General features: G+C 43.5%; 16 protein-coding genes. 6 read left to right on the forward strand and 10 right to left on the reverse strand.

Features of this window, described 5'->3' with window-relative positions:
* Positions 1-166: 166 nt before the first annotated feature.
* The 3 genes from NSS67_RS22580 to NSS67_RS22590 all read left to right on the forward strand — a co-directional run bounded on the left by NSS67_RS22580 (position 167) and on the right by NSS67_RS22590 (position 5,339).
* Positions 167-3,298: an alpha-mannosidase gene (locus tag NSS67_RS22580; protein ID WP_339315852.1), complete on the forward strand. Its 3,132-nt coding sequence runs from the start codon at positions 167-169 to the stop codon at positions 3,296-3,298.
* 175 nt (positions 3,299-3,473) lie between these two features.
* Entirely contained in the window at positions 3,474-4,664 is a 1,191-nt protein-coding gene (locus tag NSS67_RS22585) for a pectin acetylesterase-family hydrolase (protein WP_339315854.1), read from the forward strand.
* A gap of 33 nt (positions 4,665-4,697) precedes the next feature.
* On the forward strand, positions 4,698-5,339 hold the full coding sequence (locus NSS67_RS22590) for a helix-turn-helix domain-containing protein (RefSeq protein WP_339315856.1): 642 nt from the start codon (positions 4,698-4,700) through the stop codon (positions 5,337-5,339).
* A gap of 24 nt (positions 5,340-5,363) precedes the next feature.
* Here the strand turns inward: NSS67_RS22590 and NSS67_RS22595 are convergent, their stop codons facing one another.
* Positions 5,364-6,329 (reverse strand): 2,3-diaminopropionate biosynthesis protein SbnB, encoded by a 966-nt coding sequence (locus tag NSS67_RS22595; RefSeq protein ID WP_339315857.1) that lies wholly within the window; start codon positions 6,327-6,329, stop codon positions 5,364-5,366.
* Positions 6,330-6,358: 29 nt separating this feature from the next.
* Positions 6,359-8,569 carry a 2,3-diaminopropionate biosynthesis protein SbnA gene (gene sbnA, locus NSS67_RS22600; protein WP_339315858.1) on the reverse strand — a complete coding sequence of 737 codons (2,211 nt, stop codon included), beginning with the start codon at positions 8,567-8,569 and terminating at the stop codon, positions 6,359-6,361.
* A 162-nt stretch (positions 8,570-8,731) separates the two neighbouring features.
* Here sbnA and NSS67_RS22605 point away from each other — a divergent pair, with 162 nt between their 5' ends.
* Positions 8,732-9,520 carry a YheC/YheD family protein gene (locus NSS67_RS22605; RefSeq protein ID WP_339315859.1) on the forward strand — a complete coding sequence of 263 codons (789 nt, stop codon included), beginning with the start codon at positions 8,732-8,734 and terminating at the stop codon, positions 9,518-9,520.
* A 100-nt stretch (positions 9,521-9,620) separates the two neighbouring features.
* Here NSS67_RS22605 and cls read toward each other — a convergent pair whose 3' ends face one another.
* The 3 genes from cls to NSS67_RS22620 form a co-directional block, all read right to left on the reverse strand.
* Entirely contained in the window at positions 9,621-11,075 is a 1,455-nt protein-coding gene (cls, locus tag NSS67_RS22610) for a cardiolipin synthase (protein WP_339315861.1), read from the reverse strand.
* Between the two features lie 232 nt (positions 11,076-11,307).
* Positions 11,308-11,619 carry an L-rhamnose mutarotase gene (locus tag NSS67_RS22615; protein WP_339315863.1) on the reverse strand — a complete coding sequence of 104 codons (312 nt, stop codon included), beginning with the start codon at positions 11,617-11,619 and terminating at the stop codon, positions 11,308-11,310.
* Positions 11,620-11,624: 5 nt separating this feature from the next.
* Positions 11,625-11,978 carry a hypothetical protein gene (locus tag NSS67_RS22620; RefSeq protein ID WP_339315864.1) on the reverse strand — a complete coding sequence of 118 codons (354 nt, stop codon included), beginning with the start codon at positions 11,976-11,978 and terminating at the stop codon, positions 11,625-11,627.
* Positions 11,979-12,019: 41 nt separating this feature from the next.
* On the opposite strand from NSS67_RS22620, the gene NSS67_RS22625 reads away from it, so the two are divergent.
* On the forward strand, positions 12,020-12,298 hold the full coding sequence (locus tag NSS67_RS22625; protein ID WP_339315866.1) for a hypothetical protein: 279 nt from the start codon (positions 12,020-12,022) through the stop codon (positions 12,296-12,298).
* A 21-nt stretch (positions 12,299-12,319) separates the two neighbouring features.
* Positions 12,320-12,532: an AraC family transcriptional regulator gene (locus tag NSS67_RS22630; protein WP_339320671.1), complete on the forward strand. Its 213-nt coding sequence runs from the start codon at positions 12,320-12,322 to the stop codon at positions 12,530-12,532.
* A gap of 170 nt (positions 12,533-12,702) precedes the next feature.
* Here the strand turns inward: NSS67_RS22630 and NSS67_RS22635 are convergent, their stop codons facing one another.
* The 5 genes from NSS67_RS22635 to NSS67_RS22655 all read right to left on the reverse strand — a co-directional run bounded on the left by NSS67_RS22635 (position 12,703) and on the right by NSS67_RS22655 (position 16,934).
* Positions 12,703-13,185, reverse strand: a complete 483-nt coding sequence (locus tag NSS67_RS22635) for a DinB family protein (RefSeq protein ID WP_339315868.1) — start codon at positions 13,183-13,185, stop codon at positions 12,703-12,705.
* Between the two features lie 196 nt (positions 13,186-13,381).
* Positions 13,382-14,017, reverse strand: coding sequence for a serine/threonine-protein kinase (locus tag NSS67_RS22640; RefSeq protein WP_339315869.1), 636 nt, complete (start codon positions 14,015-14,017; stop codon positions 13,382-13,384).
* A gap of 155 nt (positions 14,018-14,172) precedes the next feature.
* On the reverse strand, positions 14,173-15,015 hold the full coding sequence (locus NSS67_RS22645) for a hypothetical protein (RefSeq protein WP_339315870.1): 843 nt from the start codon (positions 15,013-15,015) through the stop codon (positions 14,173-14,175).
* 48 nt (positions 15,016-15,063) lie between these two features.
* On the reverse strand, positions 15,064-15,972 hold the full coding sequence (locus NSS67_RS22650; protein WP_339315871.1) for a hypothetical protein: 909 nt from the start codon (positions 15,970-15,972) through the stop codon (positions 15,064-15,066).
* Positions 15,973-16,025: 53 nt separating this feature from the next.
* The gene (locus tag NSS67_RS22655) at positions 16,026-16,934 is read right to left on the reverse strand and encodes a hypothetical protein (protein ID WP_339315872.1); all 909 of its coding nucleotides are present in this window, start codon (positions 16,932-16,934) and stop codon (positions 16,026-16,028) included.
* Positions 16,935-17,396 lie beyond the last annotated feature (462 nt).

A 17,396-nucleotide genomic window follows, 5' to 3' on the forward strand; every position in this document is an offset into this window, starting at 1 on the left:
TTTTTAGATGTAAATCTTTCCTACTCACATTATTTTTTCTATATCAAGAGTTTACATCTCGCTTAAAATCGTCTATAGTTGGTTTCTACCCCCCAAACAAACCTGTAATCACCCCATAAATCTTAATTTCCTGGTCCCCCATCAACCTAATGGAGGGCTATTACTCATGTTTCTAACCAACCGTAAACTCAACTCCCAACTAAACGAGATTTCTGAATATCGTTACCGGGATCGTATACACATTCCTTTTTTCAACTCTATGATTGACGAACAAGGTGAAATAGCTGCCGAACCACCTGTGGATGGTGAATGGTCAAAGCTAAAGGTTGGCGATACCTGGAAAGGTCGCGATTTGTATTTATGGTTAACGACAAATATTGACGTACCTGCCTCGTGGTCAGGACGCAAAGTACTAGGCCGTTTTGATTTTGGTGAGACTGGTGCTGGAAACAACTCCGGTTTTGAATCTTTATTCTTTTACAACGGCAAACCCTATCAAGGTGTAGATTCCAATCACACTGAAGTGTTCTTGCCGAATGAAACGGTAGGTACGCAGCTTCCTCTTACTTTCCGGTTATGGTCAGGACTTGAAGGTGGCGGTCCTAAAAAAGATCAAACACATGGCATTCGTATGGCTGAAATTTGTTGGCTGGACGAAGCAACGGATGATTTCTACTTTACCGCGCTTGCTGTAGTTGAGACGCTGAACGTACTCGATGCTAAAACACCAGAATATACACAGCTATTGAGTGCAGTGGACCGCTCATTTCTTCTGATCGACTGGTCTCGTCCAGGTTCCGATGTCTTCTACGCTTCGATCGAGGAAGCCCGCAATTATTTACGTGATGAAATTAATAAAATGGAGAAGTCTTCGCCAGTTACAGTTACCTGTATTGGTCATACCCATATTGATGTCGCTTGGTTATGGCAATTGAAGCATACCCGTGAGAAATGTGCGCGCTCGTTCTCAACCGTACTCCGCCTGATGGAAATGTTCCCTGACTATACTTTTTTACAGACTCAACCACAGCTCTATGAATACATCAAGAATGATTATCCAGAAATCTACGAGAACATTCGTGAACGTGTAGCTGAAGGACGCTGGGAAGCAGGCGGTGGCATGTGGCTGGAGGCAGATTGCAACTTGACTTCAGGAGAGTCTCTTGTCCGTCAATTACTATATGGAACCCGCTTCCTACGTAACGAATTTGGTGTCGAATGTGAATATTTATGGCTGCCAGACGTATTTGGCTACAGCTGGTCCTTGCCACAAATTCTAAAAAAATCAGGAATTAATACGTTCATGACCACAAAAATTAGCTGGAATCAATACAACCGCATGCCACATGATACCTTCCAATGGCGCGGTATTGATGGCACTGAGGTATTAACACACTTCATTACGACACCAGAGCCATGGTCTGAAGAAGATTCTTGGTTCTACACGTATAACGGTCGTATCATTCCAAAGACTGTTAAAGGAATTTGGGATACGTATCGGGATAAAGAAGTGAATCGCAATCTATTACTTTCTTACGGATATGGTGACGGCGGCGGCGGTGTTAACCGTGAAATGCTAGAGATGCGCCGCAGGCTCAACGATCTCCCAGGTCTACCGAAAATTGAAACAGGAACAGCGGGAGACTACTTCCGTAACCTGCAAGAGACTGTTGCCAATACAGATCGTTATGTCCATGTATGGGATGGCGAGCTTTACTTAGAGTATCACCGTGGCACGTACACAAGCCAAGCTTACAATAAGCGGATGAACCGTAAGCTTGAACTGCAATACCGCGAAGCGGAATGGCTAAATGCTCTACAAAGTATTGTGTCAGAAGATTGGTCGAACTATCGTCAGTCCGATTTAGACGAGGGTTGGAGAATTATTTTGCGTAACCAATTCCATGATATTATTCCGGGCTCGTCGATTCGTGAAGTGTATGAAGACAGTACGATTGAATATGCACAAGCTGAAGCCATTGGTCACTCTGTTTGGGAGCAATCTACGAAGGCACTTGTGAACGGAAGTGAAGCTGGTAAATATACCATCTGGAACAATGCTTCTTGGGAATTGACTGAGCTCGTAGAAATTACTGTAGAGCCTGGCATGGAAACAGGACATTGGATAAGTTCAGATGGTAAACAGCTACAAGCTCAGCGTGAAGGTAACCATTGGATCGTTGAAGTATCCAACATCCCTTCACTCGGATACACAACAATCTCCTTTGTAGAAGATGTAGCTTCTGAGCCACTAAGTACTCCATTCACGCTGAATGGGTCAGGAATTTCAACGCCTCATCTCGAAATAGCGTGGAACGAACAAGGTCAACTCGCATCCATCTATGATAAACACGAACAGCGTCAAGTATTAGCTAAAGGAAGCCACGGTAACGTGTTCCAAGTGTTTGAGGATAAACCATTAGCACATGAAGCTTGGGACATTGACATCTACTATCAGCAAAAAATGCGCGAAGTGATCGACTGCCGTAGTATTGAAGTCATAGAAAATGGTTCCTTGCGTTGTGTTGTACAATTCACGTGGAGCTATATGGATTCCACAATTAAACAGCAAATGATCTTACACGCTGGGCATCGTCGTATCGACTTCGTGACAAAGGTAGACTGGCATGAGAAAAAACAGCTAATGAAAGTAGCCTTCCCAGTTGCGATACGAGCTACCGAAGCTACCTATGATATCCAGTTTGGTAATGTTAAGCGTCCAACGCACTGGAACACTAGCTGGGATTACGCTAGATTCGAGACTGTGGGCCATCAGTGGGCAGATTTATCGGATCGTGGTTATGGCGTTAGCTTGCTGAACGACTGCAAATATGGCTACGACATCAAGGATAATGTGATGCGTTTATCCCTAATCAAATCAGCAACACACCCTGACCCTGAAGCGGATCAAGGCGAGCACACATTCACCTACTCTATCCTTCCGCACACTGGTGATTGGCTACAAGGTGACACCGTCCGTCAAGCTTGGTCCATCAATAATCCACTGCGGAGTACTAAAGGGCAAGCTGAAGTGGAAACAAAGTCCATGATTCGTCTTTCTACGAATACGGTTATGGTATCCGCCGTTAAGAAATCTGAGGATGGTCAAAAGTTAATCGTACGTGTTCACGACTATTCAGGAAGCCGCCAGCAGATTGATATGACCAGCGACTTGAACATTATTTCGTGGCAAGAGTGCAATCTTATGGAGCGTCCTGAGGGTGAAGTTCACACTGAACCTGTCATTACTTTTATACTTGATCCTTACGAGCTTAGAACATTTGAAATCGAAGTTTAAACATTTGCAGCTAATTAAATGAAGTAACGTACAAAATCGGGGTGTCCCTGTAGCCATTAAAGGCTGCGAGGACACCCCGTTATTTATTCTCTCACGAGTGTTTCTTTCGCATTTATGTATACACGTTGTGCAACGAGTTAACATATCGTATACTCTGAGAAAGGGGGAGATGTATATGAGAAGAATGGGGAAAATCACGATATTCACAGGTATTGGATTATTGAGCCTTGTTTTGATCGCTATTCTTGCGATCAGCGCTTTTGTGATCAAGAGACCGGCGACCGCCACTCCCGTAATCACGGAAGTGAAGCCTTACGAGTGGAATAAAGTCAATCTGGACGGAAATGTCATTTCAAGTGATGGATCAGAGTATTTTCTCTGGAATAAAAAGGGCAAAACTAATAACTGGATCATCTTCTTTTCCGGGGGCGGGGCCAGTTGGGATGCCCAAAGCGCCGCACACCCAATCAAGCTCATGAACTTCATTAAAGGTGGAGATACAGGCAACTATTTCCCTAACATCCCCTTCTATATGCTGACATTGCTGAGAGGCATGATGGATACGGATAACCCTGTCAATCCCTTTCATGGCTGGAATGTAGTCTACCTTCCCTATTCGACGGGTGATTTCCATATCGGTAACCGTACTGTTGATTATAAAAAAGGTGACGGCAGCACCTTTACAATGCGTTATAACGGCAGCAATAATGTGCGAAGCAGCCTCGATTGGATCTATGCCAACGTGGATAAGCCCGACAAACTGCTGATTGCAGGTGAAAGTGCTGGTGGATTCGGGTCCGCCTTCTGGGCTCCTGAAATCGCCTCTCATTACAAAGACTCCGAGATCTTCCAATATTCAGATAGCTCCTTCCTGAAATCAGACAAGTGGCCAAATGTTGTGAATAAGGAATGGCATGCGGACTTCGTGAAGAACTTCGGATATACCCCAGAAGCGGATATCATCGGGGCAGCTTTTAAAGCAAACGGTCATCTACTGCCTGCGGATGCGGTAATATTGCAATCCTACTCGGTATTTGACGAGATTCTGATCCATTTTCAGAACAATATCAACGATTACAAGGGACCAAGGGATCAACGCATCATTAATGAATGGTCACAGGAAATGCGGCATTCTGTATCTTCTTTGGCTGGCACTCTACCTAATTACTATTACTATCTGACCGACCATGGGCTAAATGCTAAGACGGGTACAACTCCGCACACTTTTGCAACCAGAGAGACCTTTTTTCAGGCTGAACAAGATGGTGTGAAGCTTCTGAAATGGCTCAGTGACGCGGTCAACCGTCAGAAACCCTATTCAGTAGGCAGTAAGTTCCTCAAGACGTCGGTGCCAGCTCAGAAATAGCGAAGTACTCGCACAAGACAGGAGAGAAAATCAATGAATTTGCGTGAAAAGCAGATGCAAATGACGAGGGAGATCATTAAAGATACAGCGCTTAGTTTGTTCTGTGCTCAAGGTATTGAGCGCACGGATATGGCTCAGATTGCGGAACAAGCCGGTATCTCCCGGCGCACTTTGTATCATCATTATAAGGACAAAGAAGAATTAGCCGCTCAAATCTATGTCCTGAACCTGGAGCGGATGTTTGGACAGCTGCTGTTTGATTTTGATTTTGAACAGCCGGTACATTCACTGGAGAACATTCTGGATCAATATTTGGCGCTAAGAGATCATCAGGAGTCACTAATTTATTATGATGCCATTTTTGGAGTTTACTACAGCACCCTTTCTAAGAATCCCACGGAACTGCCTGATTTTAAAAAGGCCATGGAAGGCTGGTATTCGCGGCTTATACTGCTTGAGACAATACCACTGGCTCCGGAAGAGAAAAATAAGTGGCTGGACATTCTGCAGAAGTCCACCCACCTGTTTTTCATGTATTTACAAAAAGCGGTTATTATTACTCATCAGCGGGGCGGTGTAGTTACGGAGGAAGACCGGGCAACGGACCGACAATTCAAAGATTTCATCATGCATGGCGTACGGGTACGGCATTCCCAGGATTACAAAACCCTTTAATTTCACTTAAGGGGCACTGTCAGCTTACTCCAGCTCAGTCCCTATGCCACTTTCCCTCGCTTTATTCACATAATATACCGCTGTAGTAATATCGAAGACGGCCATACCCATAGGGCAAAAGAAGATCGGATCATCTTCGACGAATTCAGCTAGGCTGTCTCGCAGGACAACATCGGTAATCATTCGCGTGTCAGCGCGTGTTAGCCCCTGTTCCAAATGAAGCTGTTCGATATCAGTATTCTCACGGCACACTTCATCCCAATCGTCGACGATTATGGCTTTTACCGAAGCTAACGCCTCCGGTTTATAATCACGCAGTGAAACATTCAACAGAAGACTCCCTTTTTCAGGAGGAAGATCGATATACCGATGTTCTGATACGGTACAGGTGATGAAGATATTAGATTGCTGATAAACGTCCGCCCAAGTCTCTGCCACTTCCATCCTGTCCCTATAAAGAGCTGAGAATCCTGACAAATCTACTTCCTTGATATCGTAAATACGGATACGTTCGATTCGTTCTCCGTACAGAGCCGTAACCATTTGAGCATGATACTGTCCAATCGGTCCCCAGCCAATAATACCGAGATGAATCTTTTCCAGCGAACGCGCCTGCATAAAGTAACGGATCATCAGTCCGCTGATGGAAGCAGTCCTTACGATGCTGGGTAGCGGAGAGTTCAGGACGGCTGAAGGTTGGCCTGTACTGGGATCATTCAATACAATGATGCTGTGCGCGCGGGGAAGACCGACCTGTGTATTATCCGGAAAGCTGGAAATCCACTTCAGCCCTACTGCATTCACGTTTCCACCTACGTAAGCGGGCATTGCAATGATCCGGTTATGAGGATTCTTATACCTTAGATAAGGCTTTACCGGCTGCGCGTAATCGCCTGAATCGATGATACTCACTGCAGTTTCAATAGACTCCACAAGGATAGACCAATCAAGCCCTACTGCCCGTATATCCCTGTCATTCAAGTACAGCATACCGTCACTTCCTCGTGAAACATATTTTCTTATATCTCAGAGGCATCGCTGCCTGCAGCCACAAACTCCTGTCCGAACTGGCTCTGAGTCCATGAGTCAGAGTATACGGTATCGAGGTAGCGTTCCCCTTTATCATGCAGAATGACCGCGCAGACAGATCCCGGAGTCAATTCTTGCTCCATCTGCTTAACGGCTGCAATGATCCCACCGGAAGATGCGCCGGCCAGAATGGATTCGTTCTGCGCCAGTATCCGGCAGCCTTTTACGATATCTAAGTCCGAGACATGTACGATACGATCGATTAGATCTGATCTGCAGAAGGGTGGCACGATGCCGGCACCCAGTCCTGGGAATCGCCGAATGCCTTTATTTCCGCCAAAAATGGCGCTTCCCTCTGCGTCAACCGCCACAATCTTGGTTTGAAGTCCGTGATCTCTTGCGTATTCCGCGAGACCCCGAATGGTGCCGCATGTACTAACGCTGCAAAACAAATAATCCACTCGGCCAAGTGCAGTCATGATTTCTTTCATTGTCGTATGGTAGTGGGCTAGATAATTATTTGCGTTCGCATACTGATTCGGCCAGTAGCTGCCCGGTATTTCCGCCAATAACTGCTGTACACGTTTCAGTCTAGCAGGAAGAAACTCCCCTGTTTCGGGATCTGGAAGGGCGACATAATCGATTGTTGCATCCAATGCCTTCAGGATTTGCAGATTTGTTTCCGTTGTTCTAGGGTCGATAACGCTAATAAAACGCATCCCTAAATACTTACAAATCATTGCCAAGCTGATCGCCATATTTCCAGAGCTCGATTCAATGACGGTAGTTCCCGGACCTATTATGCCTTCCTTCCAAGCCTCATGGATCATCCGCAGGGCGGGACGGTCCTTCGCGCTTCCTCCAGGGTTCAGCAGCTCCATCTTCGCGTAGACCTCAATCTCACTTTTGTGGAACAGGCTCTTCAGCTTAATTAAGGGTGTATTTCCGATGGTCGACAAAATGCCGTCATTGAAGGCCACCTCTACCCGATCTTTGTCATTATGATAATAAAGCTTCTTGTTCTTAACCTTTCCACTATCCATCGGCTCGTCTTTGGCTACTATAATAACTTCAATGTCATCTAGCAGATGGTTTCGAATCATCATGCCGATTTCTGGAATGCACTCCCTAATTTCCTCCCTGATCGCCGGAACAATGGCCTTATCCGCCGACTTACTTTTGATATAAACGGTCAGCGCATTGTTTCTTACTTTGACCCGGATGATCGCATCTTCTATATGACGGTATATAACCTGCTCGATATCGTACAGACTGATTTTCTCCCCGTGCTTCAATTCCCGGCCCACTCGTTTGACTATGGAGCTAAAGCTCTGCTTTTCTACACCGCCGATCATCACCGGCCTGAAGTCCCTTACAACATCATAGGTAACGAAACGAATAGCTGGCAGCAACTTGCGGACAGTTGAGGTAAGAACAAGCACACTTTCGTCTTCCCCCAGAGGTCTCAAGTCCTCACCTATCTCCTGCGTCCTGACTCCTTCAGCAAACACTCCATCGACAAGAATATACCTCCGAAGATCATGAGAGTAATAAGCAATTGTGCCGATTTCAATGGAGCCATACGTGTCAATAATATCGCGCGGTTCAAGACCGAACAGACGAGCCATACTCCGCTGCCACTCCAGTGAAGCGATTTCCCCGACCAGAATGATCTTGCGGATTCCGAATGCGCGCGGATTTCCGGTAGCCTGTACGATATGATCAAGGATGGAGGGCATTGTGTATAGCAGGTCAGGCTTAAACGCTTGAAGCTGCTCAATATGCTGTTCGATCGGCAATTCAAAGGGGATTGAACGATTTTCCAATCCTAACTGTTCAAAAATGGACAGCGCCGTATTCGCTGCATGCCCAGTACCCATATCCGCCAAAGCTTTAGTGCATCCACTGCCGACGATAAGCTCACCGAACAGTTTTGTTTTAATATCCAAGTAGTGCTTTTCGTCTTCCTCAGAGTAAAGTATGGCTTTTCGACGTCCCGAGCTTGTACCCGATGTCCTGTACACGGCCAGAGAAGGATCCATGGACTCAGTATAATAATGGGTTTCAAGAATTTCCGACGTCATAAGAGGAAGGTCCTGTATGCTATAATTCGTTTTTTCAGCGCCAATTAGCGCCTTGTACCAAGGAAATACTTCGATTACTTCAAGCACCTTACCCTGTAATTTGTCGAGCAGCATCATTGCCGCCTCCTGTTGGCCGCATGCTGCAGCCCAATTAGATAAAAACCTACAATAATCATATGTAAAGTTCTTTTGGTGTGTTCTACTATTCTGTCGTTGCCCAATCAAAAGCTGAGCCATTTTCGTAATATAGCCTATAGATAATTGAGACGGAGGGACAAAATGAAGGAGCCTATAAGGCGTGTATCCAATAAGCTGACGAAAACAAGGGTACTGGTTAGGAGCGCAGAGATAAAGAAACATGTCCCGGTTACGAGAAAAATGGATAAGAACACACTCTATAACATGCTGAAAAAGCATAAGATGGTGTACATTAAGCCATGCTGCGGATCCTTGGGACAGGGTGTGATGCGGGTTGAACAGACAAGCGCACAATACAGCTATCAATCCGGTACGCACGTACACAAATTTTCTGATTATGACACGGCTTATCGAGCAATCTTTCGAGAGACCCAGGGAAAGTCCTATTTGGTACAGAAAGGGATCAGGCTTTTGGTTTACGATGGCCGACCTTTGGATATCCGGGTAATGGTGCAAAGAAATCCTAAGGGTGGATGGGAAGCTACGGGGTTTGCAGGACGAGTGGCTCATCCTAGAAAAGTAGTTACAAACGGGAGCCAAGGGGGAACTATTTTTCCGGTAGATGTATTATTGGAAGCCTACACAAGTGCAGAAAATTGTAACACATTAATCCAGACCATGAAACAAATTGGAGTGAAGTCCGCCAAGCAGCTAAGCACTGCCTATCCAGGTCTCCAGGAAATCGGTGTGGATATTGCCTTGGACCGTCGTCTTAAACCATGGATTTTAGAAGTGAATACGGCTCCGGATCCGTGCCCATTTACTAAGCTAAAAGACACCCGTATGATTGACCGAATCGTCAAATATGCAAAAGCATATGGTCGCACATACAATCTTAAGTGCATGAAGTCAAAACAGGGTTTGGTGTAAAGCGACATCCAGAATAAATAAATCAATATGAAAAGGCGAACTGTGGATTTACAAATCTACAGCTCGCCTTTGGTCTGGAGTATATGGTTTGGTTGGGACTTTATAATATGGACGAAAAGAGACGAGAACCCCCCTCTTTAAATTTGATCATTAGGGACCTTTCTTTATAGCGTTCAGGGGTAAGCTCTGTACTTAGCAGGCTATCTTCATGAAACAATTGTTGAAGCTGTTTAGCAACTTGCTCATCATAAACAATTGCATTCACTTCAAAATTGAGTCTAAAGCTCCGGGAATCAATATTCATTGTGCCTACAGACGCTACTTCTTCGTCTACTACAATCGTCTTGGCATGCAGAAAACCATTTTCATATAACAAAATTTTTGCTCCATAACTCAATAATTCACCAGCATACGCCCAAGTTGCCCAATAAACAAAAGGATGATCAGGCTTATTTGGAATCATAATACGAACATCAACACCGGAAAAGAGTGCTATTTTACATGCATCCATAAAGCTGTTATCTGGAATGAAGTATGGAGTTTGAATATATACGCTATGTTTGGCATTCAAAATAAGCTTAATATACATATTTTTAAGATGCTCATCGCGCGAGTTTGGACCGCTGGACACAATCTGAACGGGGCTTGATCCCACATGTTGTAGAGTATTAAAAGAAAATTGTTCGAAGTTTACCTGATCATGTTTCCTGGCATGTTTCCAATCGAGAATAAATCTTCCTTGAATATGATTAACACTATCTCCCTTCATTCTAAAATGCGTATCACGCCAATAGCCAAACTTTTTATTAATCCCTAAGTACTCATTTCCCACATTAAATCCACCAATATAAGCAGTTTCCCCGTCGATAATACATAGTTTTCTATGATTTCGATTATTCATGCGAAAATTTATCGGCCTAAGCAGTGAGGGAAAGAACACCTCCACTTCTCCACCAGCAGCGATTAGCTCTTTAAAAAACTTAAGAGAAAGTCTCTTTGAGCCGATTTCGTCATAGAGAACCCTCACTTTTACGCCTTCTTTGGCTTTTATGGTTAATTCATCTCTCAACTTTTGTCCCAAGGTATCAGGCTGAATTATGTAGTATTGAATGTTAACCTCTTTCTTGGCATTTCTTATATCCTTAAACAAAGAATCAAACTTTTGTTTACCATCATTGAAAATATATATCTCGTTATCCATTGTCATTAACGCATTCGATGAAACAAGGTTCATTTGGATCAAATCAGCATATTTCGTGAGCAGAGGGTTACCATCCCTAGGTTGATCCTTCAATGTGGCTAATTGACTATCTACAGTTGACTGCAAATAATTACTTTCTTCAGCTGAAAGTCTATAGAAATTTTTCTGTGCTAAGTTACGGCCAAGAAAGAGATAAATGATAAAACCCAAAATCGGGATGAAATAAAAAACCATAAGCCACGCCCAAGTATAACCAATATCTCTCCTCTCAAAAAATAAAAAACCCGCAGAGAGCAATATGTTTATAATCATAACAAGTGAAAGTATCCACGTGACCAGACTGCCAGTGTCCATAAGGAGTTCCTACCTTTCTTATCTTTCTGTTGATGTCGGTATTTCTAGTTTTGCCAAAAGTTAGTTTTTCCATCGCCTGCTAAAGCAATTCCTACTTTAATCATTCTAAACCGAACCTAAAAAATAAGCACCTCAAAGTTGTCCCTCCTATCTTAAGATAAGAGTAGACTTCTTGAAGGTGCCTTGTTTCGTCTTTTATTCATTCTTCATCTATGGCTTCCGTATGACAAATTCATTTCACAAACCGGTAAGCCTCTCGTATTACTTTAGCGTTCTGACCATTCTCCCAGGGTACTAATAAATCGCTCATATACGCTTGCCATTTAATATTTGCAGGATGTGTCTCCAGAGCTTTCATAGCTTCTTCATAATTTACTACAGCCATATATGCGAATAAAGTGCCTTCATGATAATAAATGTGATAGCGTTCGATGCCTACCTGTGAGAAAGCTGCTTCAAGTTCAGGATACACCATTTCATGTCTTTGAAAATATTCCTTTTCCTGCTTAGGATCAATCTGTAACAAGAAAGATACATGTTCCATATAGATCACTCCCTTTGATTCTCTGTATTTTGGAATATATAATTCTGATCAAGCAGTGAATGAACAGTTACATTATCCATAACTAACCCTGTAATGTTGTATGCACCTCTAAACCATTGACACTCACTATGTTCAAGGCTGTAATTGCGCAATGTACAATTCTCATAATGAATGTTCTCAATGATAGCACCTCGACCTCTTGGAGCTTTGATCGTAGCTATGCTGTATACATCTTCAAATTTGCAGTCCTTCACCAGAACATTTCTTACATTACCAGCCATTTCACTTCCTACAGCAATATAAATATCTCTTGAGAAATCCGGGTTGAGTCCATCAGCATTCACCATATTCTTATACATTCTACCATATTCATCATATTTGGTATGAAGCTGAAGTTGCTGTGAAGGAACGGTCTTTTGTTTTCTTCGCTGAGGATGAACCTTTAGAGCAGGAGCATCCGCTGTTTGATTTATCCGAATCCCGTTCGGAGCTCCGCCGTGCTTTTGAAGAACTAGATACCCTTGCTTTATACACCATCATCTCCAAAATGATCGAAATCTTCGAAGACCGACCCGACTTTGCTGGTACCCGCCACAGATGCTGCCTGCAATATTCTGTATATGGCCACTTCGCTTCTTGCGGATGGAGAAAATATTGTGGAGCATATCTTCGAAAATGAGCCGGAAGGTTACCGGGCCATCTGTTCTCCAAGGTTGCCAAGGTCAATTATGCGGAATATATCACGGAGACCAAAATCGCTGCCGCCAAGGAAATGATGGTACGCGGAGAAGGTCGTATTTACGAAATTTCGCAGAAACCCGGTTATGAAAGTGCCTCCTATTTTAGCAAGGTCTTTAAGAAGGTAACTGGAAATTCCCCCAGAGAATATATGCATCAAATTGAAGTAGGCTAATAGTGATCGTCGAACCCTCCAAAAAGCAGCTGCATTCTTTAGCTATAATAGTAAGGACTCCATCCGACAACAAAAAATCTCGTTTCCCAAGACAACTGTCTGAGAAACGAGATTTACTTTCGTAGTACCATCCTTGTCGCCAATCTAACACTAGGGACAAGTACCAGTAACTATTTCATTTGAGCTTGTTCTTCTCTAGTTGGACCAATTACGCCAGGTACACGAAGACCTGCTTGACGCAAGAGAACCGTCATTTGACCACGATGATGTGTCTGATGATCTACGAGCGATCTAAGCATAGCACCACGAGGCATTAATCCAGCAAAGGTCTGTACACTCTCAACCATTTGCTCGTCCGTTAATTTCTCTACTTCAGAAGCAACGTTAGCTGCAATATTCTTATAAGCTTCAACAATCACAGCTGCTTGAGCTGGAATTTCCTTCGGGTTGCCTACTGGAGTAAGAGTTAAACCAACCTGACCACCAAAGAACATCGGACAGGTTGCCAAATGCCAACCTAACCATCCCAATGAGTTGTGACCTTCAACAATTGCCTGATCTAATTTTTCATCGGTAAGCGATTCGAGAACGCGAATTGTCCCTGCAGAAGCGTTTGCCCATTCTCCTAGAAAATCTTGAACTGTTCTGTACATTTGAAATCTCCTTTATTAGTCGTTAAGCAACGATTACTTGTAATACCAAGTAAATTATAACCTGTCACATGATCTGTTACAAATTTTCCGTAAAATTTGAACTGTAATACTAAACGATCAGCGAAATCCTTCTTGCTCGTATACTGATCCGGAAATACCAGACTCAAACTGCTACTTCTTTGGGTTTGGTAGCAACCTATTTTTTCCATCTCCGCCATAACCGGTAACCTCTGCGTACCGTCTCCAGAACCAGACGGGGAACTGGAAACCTCCAGCGGGAGGCAACCGGTCGGTACAGGCGATAATACGCCGCCTTGTAATCCTCCCACATAATGCAATCCTCTTCCTTCAGGAAATCGGATATATCAACGATCAGGCCGCGGGTGTCCTGAATCATTACATTCTTGGCGTGGACATCATGCGGGTATAGCCCCCTGGACCGGGCATAGTCAAGCGCGCTGTCAATATCCTCTATGGCCTGCTCGGTGATAAGAATACCCAATTTCATAGAGTCATAGAAGGTGACTCCCCTTAGCCGTTTCAAGATCAGAAAGTCAGGACCGTTATAATAACATTCGGAGAATGCAGGATGACGACCGAGGCGGCGATATACCTCAGCTTCTTCCGTAAGTCCCGGCCTTCCCGGTGCGTATACCTTCACTGCATAATCAGGAGCTTCCGGATGATAGAATACGGCGGCATAATTTCCCGTTCCGAGTACCTTCCAGGGCTTCGGCACGCTGCGGACCTTCACAGGTTCCTTCGGATCAACACTCTCTATCGTTGCCTTTGCCAGCAGCTCACCCGTTACCAGCTCTAGCAGCTTCTCCATTCCTGCTCACCCCGCAGCTCAGTTCAAATATTCTTTCTATCCTCCTAGTTTACGCCAAAATACTAGAATCAGCTAATTTATGTAAAGAAGCACCAGAAGAGCCGAATAGCATCTGCTGTCCGGTTATTCTGGGTCTGAGAAGATAAGATTCACTTTTAAGGCGATGGTTGTCTTGCAGCTGCAAAGGATCCACTGAAGAGCGTTCCATTAAGTTCACCTAACAGTTCACCTGTTACAAATACTTCCACGGTATCTCCCGCATTTAATTCAAGGATATCCGTTAATTGAGTAACTTGACCAATGCCTTGATTGGCAAGATTAAGTCTAGTATCGGTATCGATGTTGACAAATTGACCATTCACTTTAAAATCCATAAATATCGAGCTGATTATCGTAACAGGCTCTGTCCGATGGATGAAACCTATAGTGGAAGTGATATAGTATGCTCCTGAACTGGAAGGGGTAAAGGTTGAGGTGACCGGATTAAATTCGCCATTCAAATCAAATTCCTCCGCCGGAAAAAACACTTTAAATTCTGAAAACAGTGGAACTGCGACATTCACCGGATTATTGATTATAGCTCGAAAGGCTGATGCTTTGACAACACTTGCATCCTCAGTGTCAACGGTCACAACAGGGTTACCGATATCGGTAAGGTCTTGGGTTCGAGTTAAAAGCTGAGCCTGTAGCTGCGATTGTATCTGGAATTGTTCTTGAATCTGGGCCAATAATTGAAGTTGGAGTTGAGCTTGGGCCTGAGCCTGAGCTTGCAGTTGCAATTGCTTTTGAGCTTGCTCCTGCAGTTGGGATTGTACCTGGGTTTGAACCTGGGTTTGATGTTGCACTTGAGCTTGGAGTTGATTCTGAAGTTGATTCTGGGATTGAAGCTGCAGCTGAGATTGTTCTAGGGTTTGACTTTGTGACTGAATCAATTTATTCAGCAGAGCTCGCTTTTGAGAATTTCTTTTTCTAACGATGTATACCTTCCTATTCCTCACAGATTTATACATGTTTCACCTCACGTTATTCATAATATTAAATTAGGCTCAGATTATTGGAGAAGGTTGTCTGACAGCTGCAAAAGATCCACTTTGTATTAAACCAGTAAAAGATTCGGTGCCAACTCCGGAAATGAACACTTCCACAACATCACCTGTGTTTAATTTGAGAATATCGGTAGCTTGAACAATTTGGCTGATGCTTTGATTGATTGGATTAACTCTTGAATCGTCTTCTAATGTAACTGCTGAACCATTAACAACGATTCTTAAAAAGATCGTGCTATTTCGTGTGTTTGCAGCGATATTCTGAAGATATTCAACATCCGCAGTAATACAATACACACCTGGCGCCGTAGGAATAAAAGCGGAAGTAATCGGATTATATTCATTTGCTAAATCAAATAGCTCAACAGGGAATAATACTTTTCTAGAAACTGTTACATTAGTGCTACTTGTAATTACCGCTCGAAAGGCAGAAGCTCTCACAAGGTTTGGATCGATACTATTAAAAATAGTCCTCACGGTGACATCTGGGTTACCAACATCAGAAATGGACACTGTCTCACTTTGCTGCTGAGCCTGAAACTGATCTTGAAGCTGCTCTTGTTCCTGCGCCTGAGCCTGTAATTGTGCCTGTAATTGCGCTTGTGCTTGAGCCTGAGCCTGCAATTGCGCCTGCAACTGTGATTGTCCTTGCAATTGATTTTGCAGTTGTGTTTGTGCCTGCGCTTGTGCTTGTGTCTGTTCTTGCAGTTGATTCTGCAGTTGATTCTGCAGTTGCAGCTGAGCTTGAAATTGTGCTTTAGCTATGTTCTGTTCCTGTATCAAATTTCTTAATTGTCGCAATCCTCCCGATGCCCTGTTTCTTCTGCTAAATTTGATTCTCCTCTTCGTAGTGAAATAAACTCTCCTATTGTTCAGCCGTTTTCCTTTAATCCAAGCTGTTCTTTTCATGCTCCACCTCACGTTTATTTCGAATTTTATTAAAATCTTTTGAGGAGTTTACGTTATTTGGGCGAGATTTGTCTTGCGCCCGAAAAGGATCCACCGAATAATCTTCCATCTAATGGAAGAGGGGTCCCGTTATCAAATCTAAAGAATCTGCCTAATAAAAACACTTCAACCGTATCACCTGCGTTCAGTTGAAGAATTTCGGAAACCTGCGACGTTTGCCCAGTGCTCGAACCTTGATTCGGATTGCCCAGATTAACTCTGGTATCATCATCAATATCGCCAAGGATACCGTTTATTGCGATTCGTACGTACACAGTGCTAATTACTGAAAAGAACTCGGGAGAGCGAGTAAAATTCACTTGAGCATTAATGCTATAAACCCCTGAAACCTTTGGGATGAAGGTCGAAGTAACGGGATCAAATTCATTTCCTAAGTCGAAACTTACCAAGGGATAGAATACTTTTGCAACTCCGCCTATAGGAAGTTTAATGTCCACATCATCACCTACTAGAGCCCTAAAAGAAGAAATAGCGACTAAGGGAGAATTGACTTTATTCAAATTATTGGTTACTTTTACAACCGGATTCCCAATTTTCGAAAGTGTTTCCTTTGCGCTTTGGGCTTGGAGTGTTGCCTGTAGTTGTGCTTGTTGTTGACTTTGCGCTTGCACCTGTGCTTGTAACTGGGCTTGTAATTGCTCTTGCGCTTGTGCCTGACCTTGCAGCTGTGCTTGCAGTTGGGATTGGTTTTGCAGTTGGGATTGTACTTGTGCCTGTGCTTGCGACTGGTTTTGAATTTGAGTCTGGAGCTGACTTTGCATTTGATTCTGTAATTGCAACTGAGATTGGAAGTGTTTCTGCGCCTGGACCTTTTCCTGTATCAGTTGCTTTAGGAGAGTTCTCTTAGCGATATTTCTTTTACGTATTAATCTTCTTTTTACCTTATAAATTATTTTACTCATGCTCCACCTCACACTCATAGATTTCGAATAGGAACAATTGACCCTACGCAATTATCTATACTCATATGCCTTATCCGCTGTAAGGGCATTTCACACCGGAAATACGTCTATTTCAAACGATGGGCATCAGACTGTCTATCAAATGATTGCTGAGTAGGCTTTAAAAAGTAGATCAGCAAGTGTTTCTGTGGCCATAACTAAATAAGCTGCATCCGGTAGTGTACCGGATGCAGCTTATAGCGCTAAACAATAAATCATCTACTTTCTAGACTAAACAGCTTTTTATCTAAAAATGCCTTTACATCTTTAGCAAGCTGTATGGATGCTTCAATTTCCAACTTACTTGTTGATACACTTTCGATGCTGCATCCAATTGGAATTCCCTTTTCCAGACCGAAATCGAATATGTCTGCATATTCTGTAAAAACAACAAAAAATCATGCCTCATCTTTGCTCACTATG

It is taken from the genome of Paenibacillus sp. FSL R10-2734 (assembly GCF_037963865.1).
Taxonomy (GTDB): Bacteria; Bacillota; Bacilli; order Paenibacillales; family Paenibacillaceae; genus Paenibacillus_AQ.

Bases quoted from the DNA above. Each gene is read 5' to 3' on its own strand.
- sbnA (WP_339315858.1), bottom strand. From the start codon at position 8,569: ATGATGCTGCTCGACAAATTACAGGGTAAGGTGCTTGAAGTAATCGAA.
- NSS67_RS22585 (WP_339315854.1), top strand. From the start codon at position 3,474: ATGAGAAGAATGGGGAAAATCACGATATTCACAGGTATTGGATTATTG.
- NSS67_RS22640 (WP_339315869.1), bottom strand. From the start codon at position 14,017: ATGGAGAAGCTGCTAGAGCTGGTAACGGGTGAGCTGCTGGCAAAGGCA.
- NSS67_RS22635 (WP_339315868.1), bottom strand. From the start codon at position 13,185: ATGTACAGAACAGTTCAAGATTTTCTAGGAGAATGGGCAAACGCTTCT.
- NSS67_RS22595 (WP_339315857.1), bottom strand. From the start codon at position 6,329: ATGCTGTACTTGAATGACAGGGATATACGGGCAGTAGGGCTTGATTGG.
- NSS67_RS22590 (WP_339315856.1), top strand. From the start codon at position 4,698: ATGAATTTGCGTGAAAAGCAGATGCAAATGACGAGGGAGATCATTAAA.
- NSS67_RS22650 (WP_339315871.1), bottom strand. From the start codon at position 15,972: ATGAAAAGAACAGCTTGGATTAAAGGAAAACGGCTGAACAATAGGAGA.
- NSS67_RS22655 (WP_339315872.1), bottom strand. From the start codon at position 16,934: ATGAGTAAAATAATTTATAAGGTAAAAAGAAGATTAATACGTAAAAGA.
- cls (WP_339315861.1), bottom strand. From the start codon at position 11,075: ATGGACACTGGCAGTCTGGTCACGTGGATACTTTCACTTGTTATGATT.
- NSS67_RS22620 (WP_339315864.1), bottom strand. From the start codon at position 11,978: ATGTATAAGAATATGGTGAATGCTGATGGACTCAACCCGGATTTCTCA.
- NSS67_RS22605 (WP_339315859.1), top strand. From the start codon at position 8,732: ATGAAGGAGCCTATAAGGCGTGTATCCAATAAGCTGACGAAAACAAGG.
- NSS67_RS22580 (WP_339315852.1), top strand. From the start codon at position 167: ATGTTTCTAACCAACCGTAAACTCAACTCCCAACTAAACGAGATTTCT.
- NSS67_RS22615 (WP_339315863.1), bottom strand. From the start codon at position 11,619: ATGGAACATGTATCTTTCTTGTTACAGATTGATCCTAAGCAGGAAAAG.